Source organism: Pseudomonas sp. BAV 4579, from assembly GCF_009765395.1.
Taxonomy (GTDB): domain Bacteria; phylum Pseudomonadota; class Gammaproteobacteria; order Pseudomonadales; family Pseudomonadaceae; genus Chryseomonas; species Chryseomonas aestiva.
Window position 1 is genome coordinate 1 of the sequence record NZ_WHOV01000133.1, and the last position, 15,129, is coordinate 15,129.

Genomic DNA, 15,129 nt, shown 5'->3' on the forward strand with positions numbered 1-15,129 from the left:
TAATGAGGTAGCTAATCCCATTACCCAGGAGAGATACAAGGTTGGGTTGAGTGCAGCGAAGCCCAACGATCTCCAACACCAGAACCGATGCTAGGCTCCACTGTGCTCAGCGCGAACCTGCGGGACCGAGGTGATCGCTGCCATCGCGGCCATGGGCCGCTCTTACAGACACTGATTTGACTGTAGGAGCGGCCCATGGCCGCGATGGCGCTGAACTCAATTCGTGTCCTGGCAAACGCACGGAAAATGGCGCCTCCTTTTCCATTCGGCATCGCCGCGAAGCATGCCCTCACCCCAACCCTCTCCCTCAGGGAGAGGGGGTTAATCGTGCGCGCGTTCATTTTCCGCAATCAATCACTCACCTTGGGCGGGATGGACCTGCAGGTTGGCGCTGAGCGCAGCGAAGCCCAAAAGCACAAGCCACACTCCACTATCGCCGACTCAGCACCCGGTTGATTCCGTCCATGGCATAGCCCCGGTAGGCCAGGAAGCGCCCCTGCTTGGCGCGTTCCTTTGCGTCGGCCGGCGGCGTACCGAATTTCCGGCGCCAGACCTCCTCCAGCTGCGCCTGCCAGTCCACGTCCGCTTCGCGCAGGGCCATCTCCACCTGCTCTCTTTTCAGGCCACGCTGGCCCAGTTCCTCGCGGATGCGCATGGGCCCGTAACCGGAGCGGGCACGGCTGGCGATATAGCTCTCCAGATAGCGGCTTTCATCGAGCAGGCCATCCTCGGCCAGGCGATCCAGCACCGGACCGAGCAGTTCCTCCTCGGCCCCGCGCCGACGCAGCTTGCGCGACAGCTCTTCACGGCCATGCTCGCGACGCGCCAGCAGATCCATGGCGGCGAAACGGATGGCAGCGGTGGTATCCAGCGGATTGCCCAAGGGTGATCCTCCTCATACGAAAACCCCCGCACGGGGCGGGGGTCGTCTGGAACACTGGCAGGCGATCAGAGATCGACGTCAGCGCCTTCTTCAGCAGCCACTTCGGCCTTCTGATTGGTCGGCTGGCTCAGTAGCTTCTCGCGGATCGCCTTGTCGACGGCGCCCTTGATCTCGGGATTGTCTTCCAGGAACTTGGCAGCGTTACCCTTGCCCTGGCCGATCTTACTGCCCTGGTAGCTATACCAGGCACCCGACTTCTCGATCAGACCCAGCTGCACGCCCAGATCGATGATCTCGCCGTTCAGGTAGATACCCTTGCCGTAGAGGATCTGGAACTCGGCCTGGCGGAACGGCGGTGCCACCTTGTTCTTGACCACCTTGACGCGGGTTTCGCTGCCGATCACCTCGTCGCCTTCCTTCACCGCGCCGATGCGACGGATGTCCAGGCGGACCGACGAATAGAACTTCAGGGCGTTACCGCCGGTGGTGGTCTCGGGGTTGCCGAACATCACCCCGATCTTCATGCGGATCTGGTTGATGAAGATGACCAGGCAGTTGGCGTTCTTGATGTTGCCGGTGATCTTGCGCAGCGCCTGGGACATCAGACGCGCCTGCAGACCCACGTGCATGTCACCCATCTCGCCTTCGATCTCGGCCTTGGGCACCAGGGCGGCCACGGAGTCGACGATGATGACGTCGACGGCGTTGGAGCGCACCAGCATGTCGGTGATTTCCAGGGCCTGTTCACCGGTATCCGGCTGGGACACCAGCAGGTCGTCGACATTGACGCCCAGCTTGCCGGCGTAGTCCGGATCCAGGGCGTGCTCGGCGTCGACGAAGGCGCAGGTGGCGCCCTGCTTCTGCGCCTGGGCGATGACCGACAGGGTCAGGGTGGTCTTGCCCGAGGACTCGGGACCGTAGATTTCGACGATCCGACCCTTGGGCAGACCACCGATACCGAGGGCGATGTCCAGGCCCAGGGAGCCGGTGGAAATCGCCGGAATGGCCTGGCGCTCGTGATCGCCCATGCGCATCACGGTGCCCTTGCCGAATTGCTTTTCGATCTGTCCCAAGGCCGCGGCCAGGGCACGCTTTTTGTTGTCGTCCATTAAATTCCTCTCAGAGAAAGAAGGGCCAGACGGCCGTGGATACCTGTATAAGTGAACAGTATTAAACCATATTCACCCCCTGGTTGCTACACCCGAGGGCCTTTTTCCTCGGTCAAGAAGGCCAATAGAACCTCTAGGGCGCGGACCTGGGTCTGCTGGCGAACGGCGGCGCGATCACCGGCAAATACCTGCCGTTCGGTGTGCAATTTTTCGCCGTCGCGCCAGGCCATCCAGACGGTGCCGACCGGCTTGCCCGGCACCGCGCCGCCCGGCCCGGCGATACCGCTCACCGCGACCGCGAAGCGGGCCCCGGCGCGCCGTTGCGCACCCAGCGCCATAGCCGTAACCACCTCTTCGCTGACCGCCCCAACCTGCTCGAACAGCGCCTCGGGCACGTCCAGCTGCAGGGTCTTCTGGCGGTTGGAATAGGTGACGAAGCCGGCCTCGAACCAGGCCGAACTGCCGGCGACGCGGGTGATCGCCTCGGCGATGCCGCCACCGGTGCAGGATTCGGCAGTGGTGACCTGGGCGCCGGCCGCCTGCAGGGCGTCACCCAGTTGTTGGGCGAGACTGTCGAGGGAGTCCATCGAGACCTTCCTGTGCAAAGGAGAACATAAGAGGTGACCGCGACCAGCGACCGCCTGCGGCGACCACTGGTCGGCCTGCACCTTAGACCGGCTTGCCGGTCCGCGTGAGAAAAGATTTACTGAAACCGGTTTCAGGCACCTACAAAATCCTAACAGCGGTACGCCATGAACGATGTCTTTCTCCCCGGTCCCCGCGCGACCCGTGCGACCCGTGCGACCATCGCCGAAGTGGCCGCCGCCGCCGGCGTGTCCAAGGCCAGCGTGTCTCGCTACATCAGCGACGATCGCCGCTTGCTGTCCGATTCCCTCGCCGCGCGTATCGAGCAGGCCGTGGTCGCTCTCGATTTCCAGCCCAACCAGATGGCCCGCGGTCTCAAGCGTGGTCGCAGCCGCCTGATCGGCATGCTGGTAGCCGATCTGCTCAATCCCTATTCCACTTCGGTGATGCATGGCGTGGAAACCGCCTGCCGCCAGCAGGGCTATTCGCTGCTGATCTGCAACACCGACCAGGACGCCCGCCAGGAGCGCCAGCAACTGGCCGCGCTGCAGTCCTACAGCGTCGAAGGTCTGATCGTGAACACCTTTGGCCAGCACGCCGCCGACCTGCGCCACCTGGGCAGCCGCCTGCCGCTGGTGCTGCTGGATCGCGAACTGCCGGGCGTCGAGGCCGATCTGGTCGGCCTCGACAACCACCAGGCCATCGCCGACGGCGTGGCCCACCTGCAGCGCCAGGGGTATCGCGACCTGCTGCTGGTCAGCGAACCCCTTGACGGCACCAGCTCCCGCCACCAGCGGCTGACGGCCTTCGATGCGGCCCTGACCGAACACCCCGACTGTCGTGGCGGCCATTGCGCCCAGGCCGACGATGCCCTGGCCCTGCAGAAGGCACTGGCCACCTTCCTCGCCAGCCCCGGACCCGGTCCCAAGGCGCTGCTCAGCGCCAATGGCGTGGCGACCCTGGCGACGACCCTGGCGCTGCAGGCCTTGGGCGAACCCCTGTTCGAGCGCCTCGGCCTGCTCGCTCTCGACGACCTCGACTGGTTTCCCCTGGTGGGTGGCGGCATCAGCGCCCTCGCCCAGCCGACCCATGCCCTGGGCATAGCCGCCTTCGAGCGGTTGCAGCGGCGGATCGACGGGGATCGTAGCGCCCCGGTGCAGCAGACCTTCGGCGCGGAATTGCGCATCCGTCAGTCGACTCGCGCCCGAACCTAGAGGCACCTTTCGCCCTTTTGCTCGTCTTTTTTTGAAACCGGTTTCAGGAGAACAACAATGCCACCGGAGATCGCCATCACCACCTCGGCCTTTGGTGCCGACGGGGTCCGTACCCAGGGTCAGGCCGCCTGGCTCGACCTGATCGCGGCCGCGGGCGCCACCCATGTGGAAATCCGCGCCGAACTCTTTACCGAGGCCCCCGACTTCGCTGCCCTGGGCGCCGCCATCCAGGCGGCTGGTCTGGGCTGTGTCTATTCGGTCCCCCTCGAACTCTGGCCGGACGCAGGCGCGGCCCTTTCGCCGCGCCTGCCCGAAGCCCTTGCCGAGGCCCGCCTGCTGGGCGCCGATACGCTCAAGGTGTCCCTCGGACACTACCGCGCGGCGGCCGATCTGGCGCCGCTCGCCAGCCTGCTGACCGGCGATGGCCCGCAGCTGCTGGTGGAAAACGACCAGACCGCCCAAGGCGGCCGGGTCGAGCCACTGCGCGCCTTCATTCAGGCGGCTCGGGCAGCCCAGCTGCCGGTGGCGCTGACCTTCGACGTCGGCAACTGGCGCTGGCAGGACGAAGATCCCTTGCAGGCCGCCCGCCTGCTCGGCCCCGACGTCCGCTACCTGCATTGCAAGGCGGTGCGCCGACGCGCCGGTGGCCTGCACGCCGTACCGCCGGAAGCCGCCGACCTGCTGGCCTGGCAGGGTCTGATGGGGCACTTCCCCAGCGGCCTGCGCCGTGCCATCGAGTTTCCGCTGATGGGCGCGGACCTGCTGGCCGAGAGCCGCCGCCAGGTGGCAGCCCTGCGCACCCTGGATGGCCAGGCCCGGGAGGAACGCCGGCATGGCTGACATCGATATCCTCGCCTTTGGCGAAACCATGACCATGTTCGTTGCCGAGACGCCGGGCGAGCTGGCCACGATCGGCCAGTTCGGCAAGCGCATCGCCGGTGCCGACAACAATGTGGCCATCGGCCTGAGCCGCCTGGGTTTCAAGGTCGCCTGGCTGTCGCGGGTGGGCGATGACTCCTTCGGCCGCTTCGTGCGCGCCAGTCTCGAAGCCGAGGGGCTGGACTGCCGCCGCCTCACCGTCGATCCCCGGCACCCCACCGGCTTCCAGCTCAAGTCCCGCGCCACCGATGGCAGCGATCCGGTGGTCGAGTACTTCCGCCGCGGCTCGGCGGCCAGCCACCTCAACATCGAGGAAGACTTCGACCCCAGCCTGCTGCAGGCGCGCCACCTGCACGCCACCGGTATTCCACCTGCCCTCTCGCCCAGCGCCCGTGCCTTCAGCCGCCACCTGTTGCAGGCCATGCGCGACGCCGGCCGCAGCATCTCCTTCGATCCCAATCTGCGGCCGTCGTTGTGGGACAGCGAAGACCGGATGCGCCGCGAACTCAACGACCTCGCCGCCCTGGCCGACTGGGTGCTGCCCGGCCTGGCCGAGGGTCGGCTGCTGACCGGTTACGACACCCCGGCGGACATCGCCGCCTTCTACCTGGATCGCGGCGCCAAGGCCGTGGCCATCAAGCTCGGCCCCGAGGGTGGCTACTGGCGCACGCCCGACGCCGAGGGCGAGGTCCCGGGCGTAGCGGTGGCCGAGGTGGTCGACACCGTCGGCGCCGGCGATGGCTTCGCCACCGGCTTCGTCAGCGCCCTGCTCGACGGCCTCGACGTCGCCGCCGCCGTCGCCCGCGGCAACTGGATCGGCGCCCGCGCCGTGCAGGTGGTCGGCGACATGGAAGGACTGCCCTACCGCCACGAACTCCCCTGATCGACGCCAACCCCCTGACAAGAACAATCAAGCAGGTGACCCCATGAACGCTTCCCCTCTCGCTCCACGCCGCTGGTGGTATCTGATGCCGGTGGTCTTCATTACCTACAGCCTGGCCTATCTCGATCGGGCCAACTACGGCTTCGCCGCCGCCTCCGGCATGGCCGACGACCTGGGCATCACCCCGGCGATGTCCTCGCTGCTCGGCGCGCTGTTCTTTCTCGGCTACTTCTTCTTCCAGGTGCCCGGCGCCATCTATGCCGAGAAGCGCAGCGTCAAGCGGCTGATCTTCTGGAGCCTGATCGCCTGGGGTGGCCTGGCCACCCTCACCGGCTTGGTGCCCAACGTCACCCTGCTGATCGCCATCCGCTTCCTGCTCGGTGTGGTGGAAGCCGCGGTGATGCCGGCGATGCTGGTCTATCTCTGCCACTGGTTCACCAAGCGCGAACGTTCGCGGGCCAACACCTTTCTGATCCTCGGCAATCCGGTGACCATCCTCTGGATGTCGGTGGTCTCGGGCTATCTGATCCACGCCCTGGACTGGCGCTGGATGTTCATCATCGAAGGCCTGCCGGCGGTGATCTGGGCCTTTATCTGGTGGCGTCTGGCCGCCGAGCGGCCCAAGGACGCCAAGTGGCTCGCCGCTGACGAAAAGGCCCGTCTGGAAGAGGCGCTGAAGGTCGAGCAGCAGGGCATGAAGCCGGTCAAGAACTACGCCGAAGCCTTCCGTTCGCCCAAGGTCATCCTGCTGTCGCTGCAGTATTTCTGCTGGAGCATCGGCGTCTATGGCTTCGTCATCTGGCTGCCGTCAATCCTGCGCCAGGGCGCCCACCTGGACATCGTCCAGGCCGGCTGGCTGTCCTCGCTGCCCTACCTGGCTGCGGTACTGGCCATGCTCGGGGTGTCCTGGGCCTCGGACCGCATGCAGAATCGCAAGCTGTTCGTCTGGCCGCCGCTGCTGATCGCTGCCCTGGCCTTCCTCGGCTCCTTCGCCCTCGGCACCCAGCACTTCTGGTGGTCCTATGCCCTGCTGGTGGTCGCCGGTGCCTGCATGTACGCCCCCTACGGTCCCTTCTTCGCCATCGTTCCGGAGATCCTGCCCAACAACGTCGCCGGCGGCGCCATGGCACTGATCAACAGCATGGGTGCGCTGGGATCCTTTGCCGGTTCCTACCTGGTGGGCTATCTCAATGGCGTGACCGGCGGTCCCGGCGCGTCCTTCGGCTTCATGGGTGGCGCCCTGCTGGTGGCCGTGGTCCTGACCCTGCTGCTGCGCCAGGAACCGGTCACTCGCGCCGCGGCGCTCAAGCCCGCCACCAGTCACTAGAGGAAGCGCTGTCCATGAAAAAGAAGGTGATCCACTACAAGGCCCTGTCGCCGGCGCTGACCGCGCGCCTGGACGAAGCCTTCGATCTGGAGTACGTCGACGTCAAGGCGCCGGGCGGTGAGGCCCGCCTGCGCGAACGCCTGCCCGAGGCCCAGGGGCTGCTCGGCTCCAGCTTCAAGCTGACGCCCGAATTGCTGGACCTCGCGCCCCGGCTGGAAGCCATCGCCAGCGTCTCGGTCGGCTTCGACAGCTATGACCTGCCCTATCTGGAACGGCGCGGCATCCTGCTCTGCAACACCCCGGATGTGCTCACCGAAAGCGTCGCCGACGCCGCCTTCGCCCTGCTGCTCGCCACTGCCCGGCGCATCGTCGAACTGGCGGACTGGGTCCGCGCCGGCCAGTGGCAGGCCAGTCTGGGCGAGGCGCATTTCGGTTGCGACGTCCATGGCAAGACCCTGGGCCTGGTGGGCATGGGCCGCATCGGCCAGGCCATCGCCCGCCGCGCCCACCTGGGTTTCGGCATGCAGGTCAACTACACCGCCCATGCCGCCAAGCCCGAAGTGGACGCGCGCTTCGGCGCGCGCTTCCTGCCGCTGCCCGAGTTGCTGGCGAGCTGCGACTTCCTCTGCGTCACCGTGCCCCTGAGCGACGAGACCCATCACCTGCTGGGCGCCGCCGAACTGGCTCGGCTACCGGCCCATGCCATCCTGATCAACGTCTCGCGCGGCCCGGTCATCGATGAAGCCGCCCTGATCGCCGCCTTGCAGGACGGCCGGCTGCGTGGCGCCGGGCTGGATGTCTTCGATCGGGAACCCGTAGCGCCGGACTCGCCCCTGCTGCAGCTGCCCAACGTAGTGCCTACGCCGCACCTGGGCTCGGCGACCCGGGAGACGCGCGAGGCCATGGCCCGTTGCGCGGTGGACAACCTGCTGGCCGCCCTGGGCGGTCAGCGACCGGCGAATCTGGTCAATCCGCAGGCCTGGACGCGGCGCGAGTGAGTCTTGGCCGTCATTTGTGGTCAGACAAGTACCATAACAACGGAGAACGCCCCATGACCGCCTTCGACGATCCCCAAGCCTTCGTCAACCGCGTGCGCGAGCAGGCCGCCGATGCCGAACGCAGCGGCGACATCCCGCGTCTGCTGCAACTGGTCAATGAGCTGGCCACCGCCTTCGAGCGCCAGGCCCGTAGTACGGCGGCGGACAACGCGGGCGTGGTACGCGCGGTCGAGGAATTCGAGCGGCACGAGGGCACCTGAGCCGGCCTGCCGGTCGTGACCCGTTCGATACCGTGAGCGATCAGCGCCCCGAGGTCCAGCGCCAGTGCCCATTGCCACCCATACCCTGCTCGGCCGGCTGCTCAAATTGGCCCCGCGGGACGCCCCGGCGCCCTTACGCTATCTGGGCGCCACCCTGCTGATCGCCATCGCGGCCGGGATCCGCCTGAGCCTGGGCATCGACAGCTTGCCCTATCTGCTGTTCATTCCCTTCATCATGGCCGCAGCCTTCTGGTTCGGCCTGGGTCCCGGCATCTTCGCCACCCTGTTGTCGGTGCTGCTGGCCGAGACCCTGTTCGTCAAGGCACCCGCCTATTTCGCGCTGTTCTCCGAGCGCTGGGTGTCCCATGCACTGTTCGTGTTGGTCAACGTCATCATGGCGGTGGTCTGCGCGGCCCAGCGCCGCAGCCTGGAGTCGCTCTATCGCTTCGCCGGCAATCTCGGCGAACAGGTTACCCTGCGCACCCGCCAGCGTGATCTGATCTGGCAGGCCAGCCCCGATCTGCTCTGTACGGCGACTCTGGAGGGCCAGCTGCTGGACCTCAATCCAGCCTGGACCAGCACCCTGGGCTGGAGCGAAGAGCAGTTGCGCCACGAGCCTTTCATGGCCTTCGTACACGTCGAGGATCGCGCCCGTACCGAGACGGCCCTGGAACGCCTGAAGCTCGGCGAACCGGTGTTCGGCTTCGAGAATCGCTATCGGCATCGAGAAGGCGGCTATCGCTGGTTGTCGTGGAATTCGGTGTTGCAGGATGGCCTCATCTATTCTGCGGTGCGCGAAGTCACCGCCATCCGTGAGCAACAGGAAGCCCTGCGCCAGACCGAGGAACAGCTGCGCCAGAGCCAGAAGATGGAAGCCGTGGGCCAGCTGACCGGAGGCATCGCTCATGACTTCAACAACCTGCTGACCGGTGTGATCGGCAGCCTGGACATGCTCAGTCTGAGACTGGAACAGGGCCGCTTCACCGATCTCGAGCGCTATGCCACCGGCGCCAAGGGGGCCGCCGAGCGCGCCGCGGCCCTGACCCACCGCCTGCTCGCCTTTTCCCGCCGTCAGGCGCTGGATCCCGCGGCTACCCAGACCAACGCCTTGGTGCTGGGCATGGAAGAACTCATCCGCCGCTCGGTCGGCCCCCAGGTCGAGATCCATATCGAGCTGGCGGAGGCGGTGAATCTCACCCTGTGCGATCCCCATCAGCTGGAGAACGCCCTGCTCAACCTGTGCATCAACGCCCGGGATGCCATGCCCGAGGGCGGGATGTTGCGCATCGTCACCGCCAATCGCCGGCTCAACGAGGCCCAGGCTGCCGCGCTGGAATTGCCGCCTGGCGACTATGTGACCCTGGCGGTGCTCGACACCGGCTCCGGGATGCCGCCCGCGGTGCTGGCGCGGGCCTTCGATCCCTTTTTCACCACCAAGCCGGTGGGCATGGGCACCGGACTTGGCCTGTCGATGATCTATGGCTTCGCCAAGCAGTCCGGCGGGGTCGTCCATATCGCCTCGGCACCTGGCCAAGGCACCACCGTGACCCTCTATCTGCCGCGCCTGGTGGAGTCTTCAGCGCCGTCGGTGGAGACGCCGCCGGCTCCAGCGCTGCGCTATCCCGACGGCATGACCGTCCTGGTGGTGGACGACGAACCCCTGGTGCGCATGCTGGTGGACGAAGCCCTGCGCGAACATCGCATCCATACCCTGGAGGCGACCGATGCCGTCGCGGCGCTGCAGGTTCTGGAATCGGATATCCCGCTGGACCTGCTGATCGCCGATGTCGGCCTGCCGGGCGGGCTGAGTGGCTGCCAGCTCGCCGCCCTGGCCCGGGAACGTCGTCCGGGTCTGCTGACCCTGCTGATCACCGGCTATGCCGAGGCAAATCTGCCCGGCGAGTCCTTGCCTGTTCCGGATGTCGAGGTGCTGGCCAAGCCCTTCACCCTGGAACGGCTGATGGCCCGCATCGATCAGCTGCTGGCTGCCCGCGAACAAGGGCCGCAGGCCTGATACCGCTGCCCTGAGCCGAGCGGGGCCGACAAACGCCGCCAGTTGGTGGACAATACGCGGCTATCCACAGGCAATCGGATCGAAACACCCGCATGAGCGATCTCTCCGCGCACACGCCCATGATGCAGCAGTACCTCAAGATCAAGCATCAGCACCCCGAACAGCTGCTGTTCTATCGCATGGGCGACTTCTACGAGCTGTTCTATGACGACGCCCGGCGTGCCGCCAAGTTGCTCGACATCACCCTGACCGCCCGCGGCGCCTCGGCCGGCAAGTCCATCCCCATGGCCGGCATCCCCTTCCACTCCGCCGAAGGCTACCTGGCCAAGCTGGTCAAGCTCGGCGAATCGGTGGTGATCTGCGAGCAGATCGGCGACCCCGCCACCAGCAAGGGCCCGGTGGAACGCCAGGTGGTGCGCATCATCACTCCCGGCACCGTCAGTGACGAAGCGTTGCTTGACGAGCGCCGCGACAATCTGCTGACCGCCGTGCTGGGCGACGAGCGCCTGTTCGGCCTAGCCGTGCTGGACATCGCCAGCGGTCGCTTCACCGTCCAGGAACTGGCCGGCTGGGAGACCCTGCTGGCCGAGCTGGATCGTCTCAATCCCGCCGAGCTGCTGATCCCCGACGACTGGCCCGCCGGCCTGCCCGCCGAGAAGCGCCGCGGCGTCCGTCGCCGCGCGCCCTGGGACTTCGACTGCGATTCGGCGCTCAAGAGTCTCTGCCAGCAATTCGGCACCGGTGACCTCAAGGGCTTCGGCTGCGACAAGCTGGGCCTGGCCCTCGGCGCCGCCGGCTGCCTGCTGGCCTATGCCAAGGAAACCCAGCGCACCGCCCTGCCGCACCTGCGCAGCCTCAGGCACGAGCGCCTGGACGACACCGTCATTCTCGACGGCGCCAGCCGCCGCAACCTGGAACTGGACGTCAATCTGGCCGGTGGCCGCGACAACACCCTGCAGTCGGTGGTGGACCGCTGCCAGACCGCCATGGGCAGTCGTCTGCTGACCCGCTGGCTGAATCGCCCACTGCGTAATCGCGCCATCATCGAAGCCCGCCAGGACGCCATCACCTGCCTGCTGGAAGGCTATCGCTTCGAGACGCTGCAGCCGCAACTCAAGGATATTGGCGACCTGGAGCGCATCCTCGCCCGTATCGGCCTGCGCAACGCCCGCCCGCGCGACCTCGCGCGCCTGAGAGACGCCCTGGCCGCTCTGCCGGCGCTGCAGGAGGGGCTGACGCAGATGATCGCCCCGCACCTGCTCGACCTGGCCAGGAGCATCCAGACCTATCCGGACCTGGCTGCGACCCTGGCCCGCGCCATCATCGACAATCCGCCGGCGGTGATCCGCGACGGCGGCGTCATCAAGCGCGGCTACGACAGCGAGCTGGACGAGCTGCAGACCCTGAGCGAAAACGCCGGTCAGTTCCTCATGGACCTGGAGGCCCGGGAAAAGGCCCGCACCGGTCTGCAAGGGCTCAAGGTCGGCTACAACCGCGTCCACGGTTATTTCATCGAGATTCCCAGCCGCCAGGCCGAGTCGGCACCGGCCGACTACATCCGCCGCCAGACCCTCAAGGGCGCCGAGCGCTTCATCACCCCGGAGCTCAAGGCCTTCGAAGACAAGGCGCTGTCGGCCCAGAGTCGCGCCCTGGCGCGGGAAAAGGCCCTCTACGAGGCGCTGCTGGAACAACTCATCGGTCACCTGGCGCCCTTGCAGGACAGCGCCGCGGCCCTGGCCGAACTGGACGTCCTGGCCAATTTCGCCGAGCGCGCCCTCAACCTGGACCTGAACAGGCCGCGCTTCGTCGCGGAGCCCTGCCTGAAGATCGGCCAGGGACGTCATCCGGTGGTGGAGCAGGTGCTGGAAACGCCCTTCGTCGCCAACGACGTCACCCTCGACAACGACACCCGCATGCTGGTGATCACCGGTCCGAACATGGGCGGCAAGTCCACCTACATGCGCCAGACCGCGCTGATCGTGCTGCTGGCCCATGTCGGCAGCTTCGTCCCGGCGGCGAGTTGCGAGCTGTCCCTGGTGGATCGCATCTTCACCCGCATCGGCTCCAGCGACGACCTGGCCGGTGGCCGCTCCACCTTCATGGTGGAGATGAGCGAGACCGCCAACATCCTGCACAACGCCAGCGAACACAGCCTGGTGCTGATGGACGAAGTGGGCCGCGGCACCAGCACCTTCGACGGCCTGTCCCTGGCCTGGGCCGCCGCCGAGCAACTGGCGCGCCTGCGCGCCTGGACGCTGTTCGCCACCCATTACTTCGAACTGACCGTGCTGCCAGAAGGCCAGCCGAGCGTGGCCAACGTCCACCTCAACGCCACCGAGCACAACGACCGCATCGTCTTCCTGCACCATGTGCTGCCCGGTCCGGCCAGCCAGAGCTATGGCCTGGCCGTGGCTCAACTGGCCGGGGTGCCGGAAGACGTCATCGTGCGCGCGCGGGAGCATCTCGCCCGCCTGGAAGCGGCCAGTTTCAACGGTGAGGTGGGTGCACCACTGCCGGTAAGCGCGCCGGCCAAGGGCCGCCCCTTGCAGGCCGATCTGTTCGCCAGCGCCGCCCATCCTCTCATCGAGGAACTGGAACGCCTGCAGCCGGACGACATCACACCCAGACGGGCCCTGGAGCTTATCTACGAATGGAAAAAGCGTATCTGAGTTAACGGATACGAGGGTTCCGGCAATGCTGCTAGAATCCGCCGCCTTAGCCTGAGGAGAACGAGCAGATGACCTTCGTCGTCACTGACAACTGCATCAAATGCAAATATACCGACTGCGTGGAAGTCTGCCCGGTGGACTGCTTCTACGAAGGCCCCAACTTCCTGGTGATTCACCCGGACGAGTGCATCGACTGCGCCCTGTGCGAACCCGAGTGCCCGGCCCAGGCGATCTTCTCGGAAGACGAGGTACCGGCCGGCCAGGAAGCCTTCATCGAACTCAACAGTGAGCTGGCAAACATCTGGCCCAACATCACCGAGAAGAAGGAGGCCCTGCCCGACGCCGCCGAATGGGATGGCAAGACCGGCAAGCTCGCCCAGCTCGAACGCTAGGCCGCGCCTGGAAAATTCAGGTCATAAAAAAAGGGGGCGGATCGCTCCGCCCCCTTCGTCCCTGTCCCTGTAATCCTGTCACCGTCCTGGTGAACCTCGTCCCGAGGTGTTCCCGATCCGCTTCCTGCCGATCCGTGTCGTCCCAGACACAGCGCCGATAGTACGCTTCTCCCAAAGGCTGGCAATCTGCCACAGTCGCTCATGGCGAACTCGCCCAGCACGTCCCTTGAAACAAAAATCCGTTATGCAGCAAGCACTTGGCTATTAGTCGGGCTGCTAAGGCGGTGCTTTCCGGCAGCCTGAAGCGATGCATGCTTACGTGGACTGTAAGCCTTGGCTTACAACGACACACAGAAAAAAGCCCGGATAAATCCGGGCTCCGTTTGGCTGAAATTCAGCTAGGCATGTTCAGAACAGCGAGTCACTGGACAGGCCATTGCGCTCGAAGATCTCGCGTAACCGCTTGAGCGCCTCGACCTGGATCTGCCGGACCCGCTCACGGGTGAGCCCTATCTCCTGCCCAACCTCTTCCAGGGTGCAGGCTTCATGACCACGCAGGCCGAAGCGACGCACCACCACCTCGCGCTGCTTTTCCGGCAGCTCCAGCAGCCACTGGTCGATGCTCTGATTGAGATCCGAATCCTGCAGCAGTTCGCAGGGGTCGGTGGGGCGGTCGTCGGTCAGGGTGTCGAGCAGGGTCTTGTCGGAATCGGGGCCGAGGACCATGTCCACCGAGCTGATCCGTTCGTTGAGGCCCATCACCCGCTTGACGTCCGCCACCGGCTTTTCCAGCAGGGCGGCGATTTCCTCGGGAGAAGGCTCGTGGTCGAGCTTCTGGGTCAGTTCGCGCGCGGCGCGCAGGTGCAGGTTGAGTTCCTTGACCACATGGATCGGCAGGCGAATGGTGCGGGTCTGATTCATGATCGCCCGCTCGATGGTCTGCCGGATCCACCAGGTGGCATAGGTGGAGAATCGGAAACCCCGCTCGGGATCGAATTTCTCCACGGCGCGAATCAGCCCGAGATTGCCCTCCTCGATCAGATCGAGCAGCGACAGACCGCGGTTGATGTAGCGTCGGGCGATCTTCACCACCAGGCGCAGGTTGCTTTCGATCATGCGCTTGCGACCGGCGGGATCGCCGCGCTGGGCAAGCCGGGCGAAATGCACTTCCTCCGCGGGTGACAGCAGCGGCGAAAAGCCGATTTCGTTGAGATAGAGCTGAGTGGCGTCGAGCGCTCGGCCGTAGTCGGCCAGTTTCGCCCCCCGCAAGACCTGGTTGCCGCGCCCGGAGAGCGCCTTGGTCATGGCTGAATCGGCGGATTCCTCACCGAAGGGATTGGAATCGAGAAGCAGGACATCATCGCCGAGGTCGTACTCGGTTTCTTGTTTGTTCTGGATCATCTTGAGTAACCCTTGCTCGTCTGCGCTTCGAGCCAGGGCGTATCGATACGTTGCCGATGCGCCATGACTCGCCCCCAAAAAGCTGCGGGATCGAGTCGGCGCCTAGCGAATCAGCGATTGGGCAAAAACTGCAAGGGATCCACCGGCTTGCCCTGACGGCGAATCTCGAAATGGAGCTTGACCCGATCAGTCCCGGTCGAACCCATCTCGGCAATCGTCTGCCCTATCTTGACACGCTCACCTTCCCGAACCAGCAACCTACGATTGTGACCGTAGGCACTGACGTAGGTTTCGCTGTGTTTGACGATAACCAGTTCACCATAACCCCGTAGACCATTTCCCGCATAGACCACGGTCCCATCGGCAGCGGCCATCACGGGCTGACCTTCCTGCCCGGCGATGTCTATTCCCTTGTTTAGGCTGCTGCTGGCAGAGAAGCGGCTGATCAACGTACCTTTCGTCGGCCAGGCCCAACCGGATGCGGATTGGGGGACATCACGGGTCGGCGTCTGCGC

The 15,129-nt window shown here is 65.7% G+C and carries 15 protein-coding genes; 10 read left to right on the forward strand and 5 right to left on the reverse strand.

Annotated features, from left to right (window positions below; genetic code table 11):
* Positions 1 to 195 precede the first annotated feature (195 nt).
* Positions 196 to 456: a hypothetical protein gene (locus GSQ95_RS21495; protein ID WP_158895964.1), complete on the forward strand. Its 261-nt coding sequence runs from the start codon at positions 196 to 198 to the stop codon at positions 454 to 456.
* On the opposite strand, the gene recX is transcribed toward GSQ95_RS21495, so the two are convergent.
* The 3 genes from recX to GSQ95_RS21510 form a co-directional block, all read right to left on the reverse strand.
* Positions 431 to 838, reverse strand: a complete 408-nt coding sequence (gene recX / locus GSQ95_RS21500; protein ID WP_372240095.1) for a recombination regulator RecX — start codon at positions 836 to 838, stop codon at positions 431 to 433. The genes GSQ95_RS21495 and recX overlap by 26 nt on opposite strands.
* A 110-nt stretch (positions 839 to 948) precedes the next feature.
* Positions 949 to 1,992: a recombinase RecA gene (recA, locus tag GSQ95_RS21505; RefSeq protein ID WP_133859788.1), complete on the reverse strand. Its 1,044-nt coding sequence runs from the start codon at positions 1,990 to 1,992 to the stop codon at positions 949 to 951.
* 86 nt (positions 1,993 to 2,078) lie between these two features.
* Positions 2,079 to 2,579 (reverse strand): CinA family protein, encoded by a 501-nt coding sequence (locus GSQ95_RS21510; protein ID WP_158895968.1) that lies wholly within the window; start codon positions 2,577 to 2,579, stop codon positions 2,079 to 2,081.
* Between the two features lie 165 nt (positions 2,580 to 2,744).
* Between GSQ95_RS21510 and GSQ95_RS21515 the strand changes: the two genes are divergently transcribed.
* The 9 genes from GSQ95_RS21515 to fdxA all read left to right on the forward strand — a co-directional run bounded on the left by GSQ95_RS21515 (position 2,745) and on the right by fdxA (position 13,213).
* Complete coding sequence (locus GSQ95_RS21515; protein WP_158895970.1) at positions 2,745 to 3,791, forward strand: substrate-binding domain-containing protein; 1,047 nt, start codon at positions 2,745 to 2,747, stop codon at positions 3,789 to 3,791.
* A gap of 57 nt (positions 3,792 to 3,848) precedes the next feature.
* Positions 3,849 to 4,631 carry a sugar phosphate isomerase/epimerase gene (locus tag GSQ95_RS21520; RefSeq protein WP_158895972.1) on the forward strand — a complete coding sequence of 261 codons (783 nt, stop codon included), beginning with the start codon at positions 3,849 to 3,851 and terminating at the stop codon, positions 4,629 to 4,631.
* Positions 4,624 to 5,553 carry a sugar kinase gene (locus GSQ95_RS21525; RefSeq protein WP_158895974.1) on the forward strand — a complete coding sequence of 310 codons (930 nt, stop codon included), beginning with the start codon at positions 4,624 to 4,626 and terminating at the stop codon, positions 5,551 to 5,553. Before GSQ95_RS21520 ends, GSQ95_RS21525 begins: the two co-directional genes overlap by 8 nt.
* Before the next feature lie 43 nt (positions 5,554 to 5,596).
* Positions 5,597 to 6,880, forward strand: coding sequence for an MFS transporter (locus GSQ95_RS21530; protein ID WP_158895976.1), 1,284 nt, complete (start codon positions 5,597 to 5,599; stop codon positions 6,878 to 6,880).
* A 14-nt stretch (positions 6,881 to 6,894) separates the two neighbouring features.
* Complete coding sequence (locus tag GSQ95_RS21535) at positions 6,895 to 7,878, forward strand: NAD(P)-dependent oxidoreductase (protein ID WP_158895978.1); 984 nt, start codon at positions 6,895 to 6,897, stop codon at positions 7,876 to 7,878.
* Positions 7,879 to 7,931: 53 nt separating this feature from the next.
* Positions 7,932 to 8,138, forward strand: coding sequence for a hypothetical protein (locus GSQ95_RS21540; RefSeq protein WP_158895980.1), 207 nt, complete (start codon positions 7,932 to 7,934; stop codon positions 8,136 to 8,138).
* Positions 8,139 to 8,202: 64 nt separating this feature from the next.
* Positions 8,203 to 10,152, forward strand: a complete 1,950-nt coding sequence (locus GSQ95_RS21545) for an ATP-binding protein (RefSeq protein WP_158895982.1) — start codon at positions 8,203 to 8,205, stop codon at positions 10,150 to 10,152.
* 92 nt (positions 10,153 to 10,244) lie between these two features.
* Positions 10,245 to 12,821, forward strand: a complete 2,577-nt coding sequence (gene mutS / locus GSQ95_RS21550; protein WP_158895984.1) for a DNA mismatch repair protein MutS — start codon at positions 10,245 to 10,247, stop codon at positions 12,819 to 12,821.
* Positions 12,822 to 12,889: 68 nt separating this feature from the next.
* Entirely contained in the window at positions 12,890 to 13,213 is a 324-nt protein-coding gene (gene fdxA / locus GSQ95_RS21555) for a ferredoxin FdxA (RefSeq protein ID WP_059314069.1), read from the forward strand.
* Positions 13,214 to 13,621: 408 nt separating this feature from the next.
* On the opposite strand, the gene rpoS is transcribed toward fdxA, so the two are convergent.
* Positions 13,622 to 14,614 (reverse strand): RNA polymerase sigma factor RpoS, encoded by a 993-nt coding sequence (rpoS, locus tag GSQ95_RS21560; protein ID WP_133859798.1) that lies wholly within the window; start codon positions 14,612 to 14,614, stop codon positions 13,622 to 13,624.
* Positions 14,615 to 14,724: 110 nt separating this feature from the next.
* On the reverse strand, positions 14,725 to 15,129 hold a 405-nt coding region (locus GSQ95_RS21565), incomplete at its 5' end, for a peptidoglycan DD-metalloendopeptidase family protein (protein ID WP_158973896.1).

Excerpts from the sequence above, each read along its gene's own strand:
- GSQ95_RS21515 (WP_158895970.1), top strand. The coding sequence starts at position 2,745 with ATGAACGATGTCTTTCTCCCCGGTCCCCGCGCGACCCGTGCGACCCGT.
- recX (WP_372240095.1), bottom strand. The coding sequence starts at position 838 with ATGGATCTGCTGGCGCGTCGCGAGCATGGCCGTGAAGAGCTGTCGCGC.
- recA (WP_133859788.1), bottom strand. The coding sequence starts at position 1,992 with ATGGACGACAACAAAAAGCGTGCCCTGGCCGCGGCCTTGGGACAGATC.
- GSQ95_RS21520 (WP_158895972.1), top strand. The coding sequence starts at position 3,849 with ATGCCACCGGAGATCGCCATCACCACCTCGGCCTTTGGTGCCGACGGG.
- fdxA (WP_059314069.1), top strand. The coding sequence starts at position 12,890 with ATGACCTTCGTCGTCACTGACAACTGCATCAAATGCAAATATACCGAC.
- GSQ95_RS21510 (WP_158895968.1), bottom strand. The coding sequence starts at position 2,579 with ATGGACTCCCTCGACAGTCTCGCCCAACAACTGGGTGACGCCCTGCAG.
- rpoS (WP_133859798.1), bottom strand. The coding sequence starts at position 14,614 with ATGATCCAGAACAAACAAGAAACCGAGTACGACCTCGGCGATGATGTC.
- GSQ95_RS21530 (WP_158895976.1), top strand. The coding sequence starts at position 5,597 with ATGAACGCTTCCCCTCTCGCTCCACGCCGCTGGTGGTATCTGATGCCG.
- GSQ95_RS21525 (WP_158895974.1), top strand. The coding sequence starts at position 4,624 with ATGGCTGACATCGATATCCTCGCCTTTGGCGAAACCATGACCATGTTC.
- mutS (WP_158895984.1), top strand. The coding sequence starts at position 10,245 with ATGAGCGATCTCTCCGCGCACACGCCCATGATGCAGCAGTACCTCAAG.
- GSQ95_RS21535 (WP_158895978.1), top strand. The coding sequence starts at position 6,895 with ATGAAAAAGAAGGTGATCCACTACAAGGCCCTGTCGCCGGCGCTGACC.
- GSQ95_RS21495 (WP_158895964.1), top strand. The coding sequence starts at position 196 with ATGGCCGCGATGGCGCTGAACTCAATTCGTGTCCTGGCAAACGCACGG.
- GSQ95_RS21540 (WP_158895980.1), top strand. The coding sequence starts at position 7,932 with ATGACCGCCTTCGACGATCCCCAAGCCTTCGTCAACCGCGTGCGCGAG.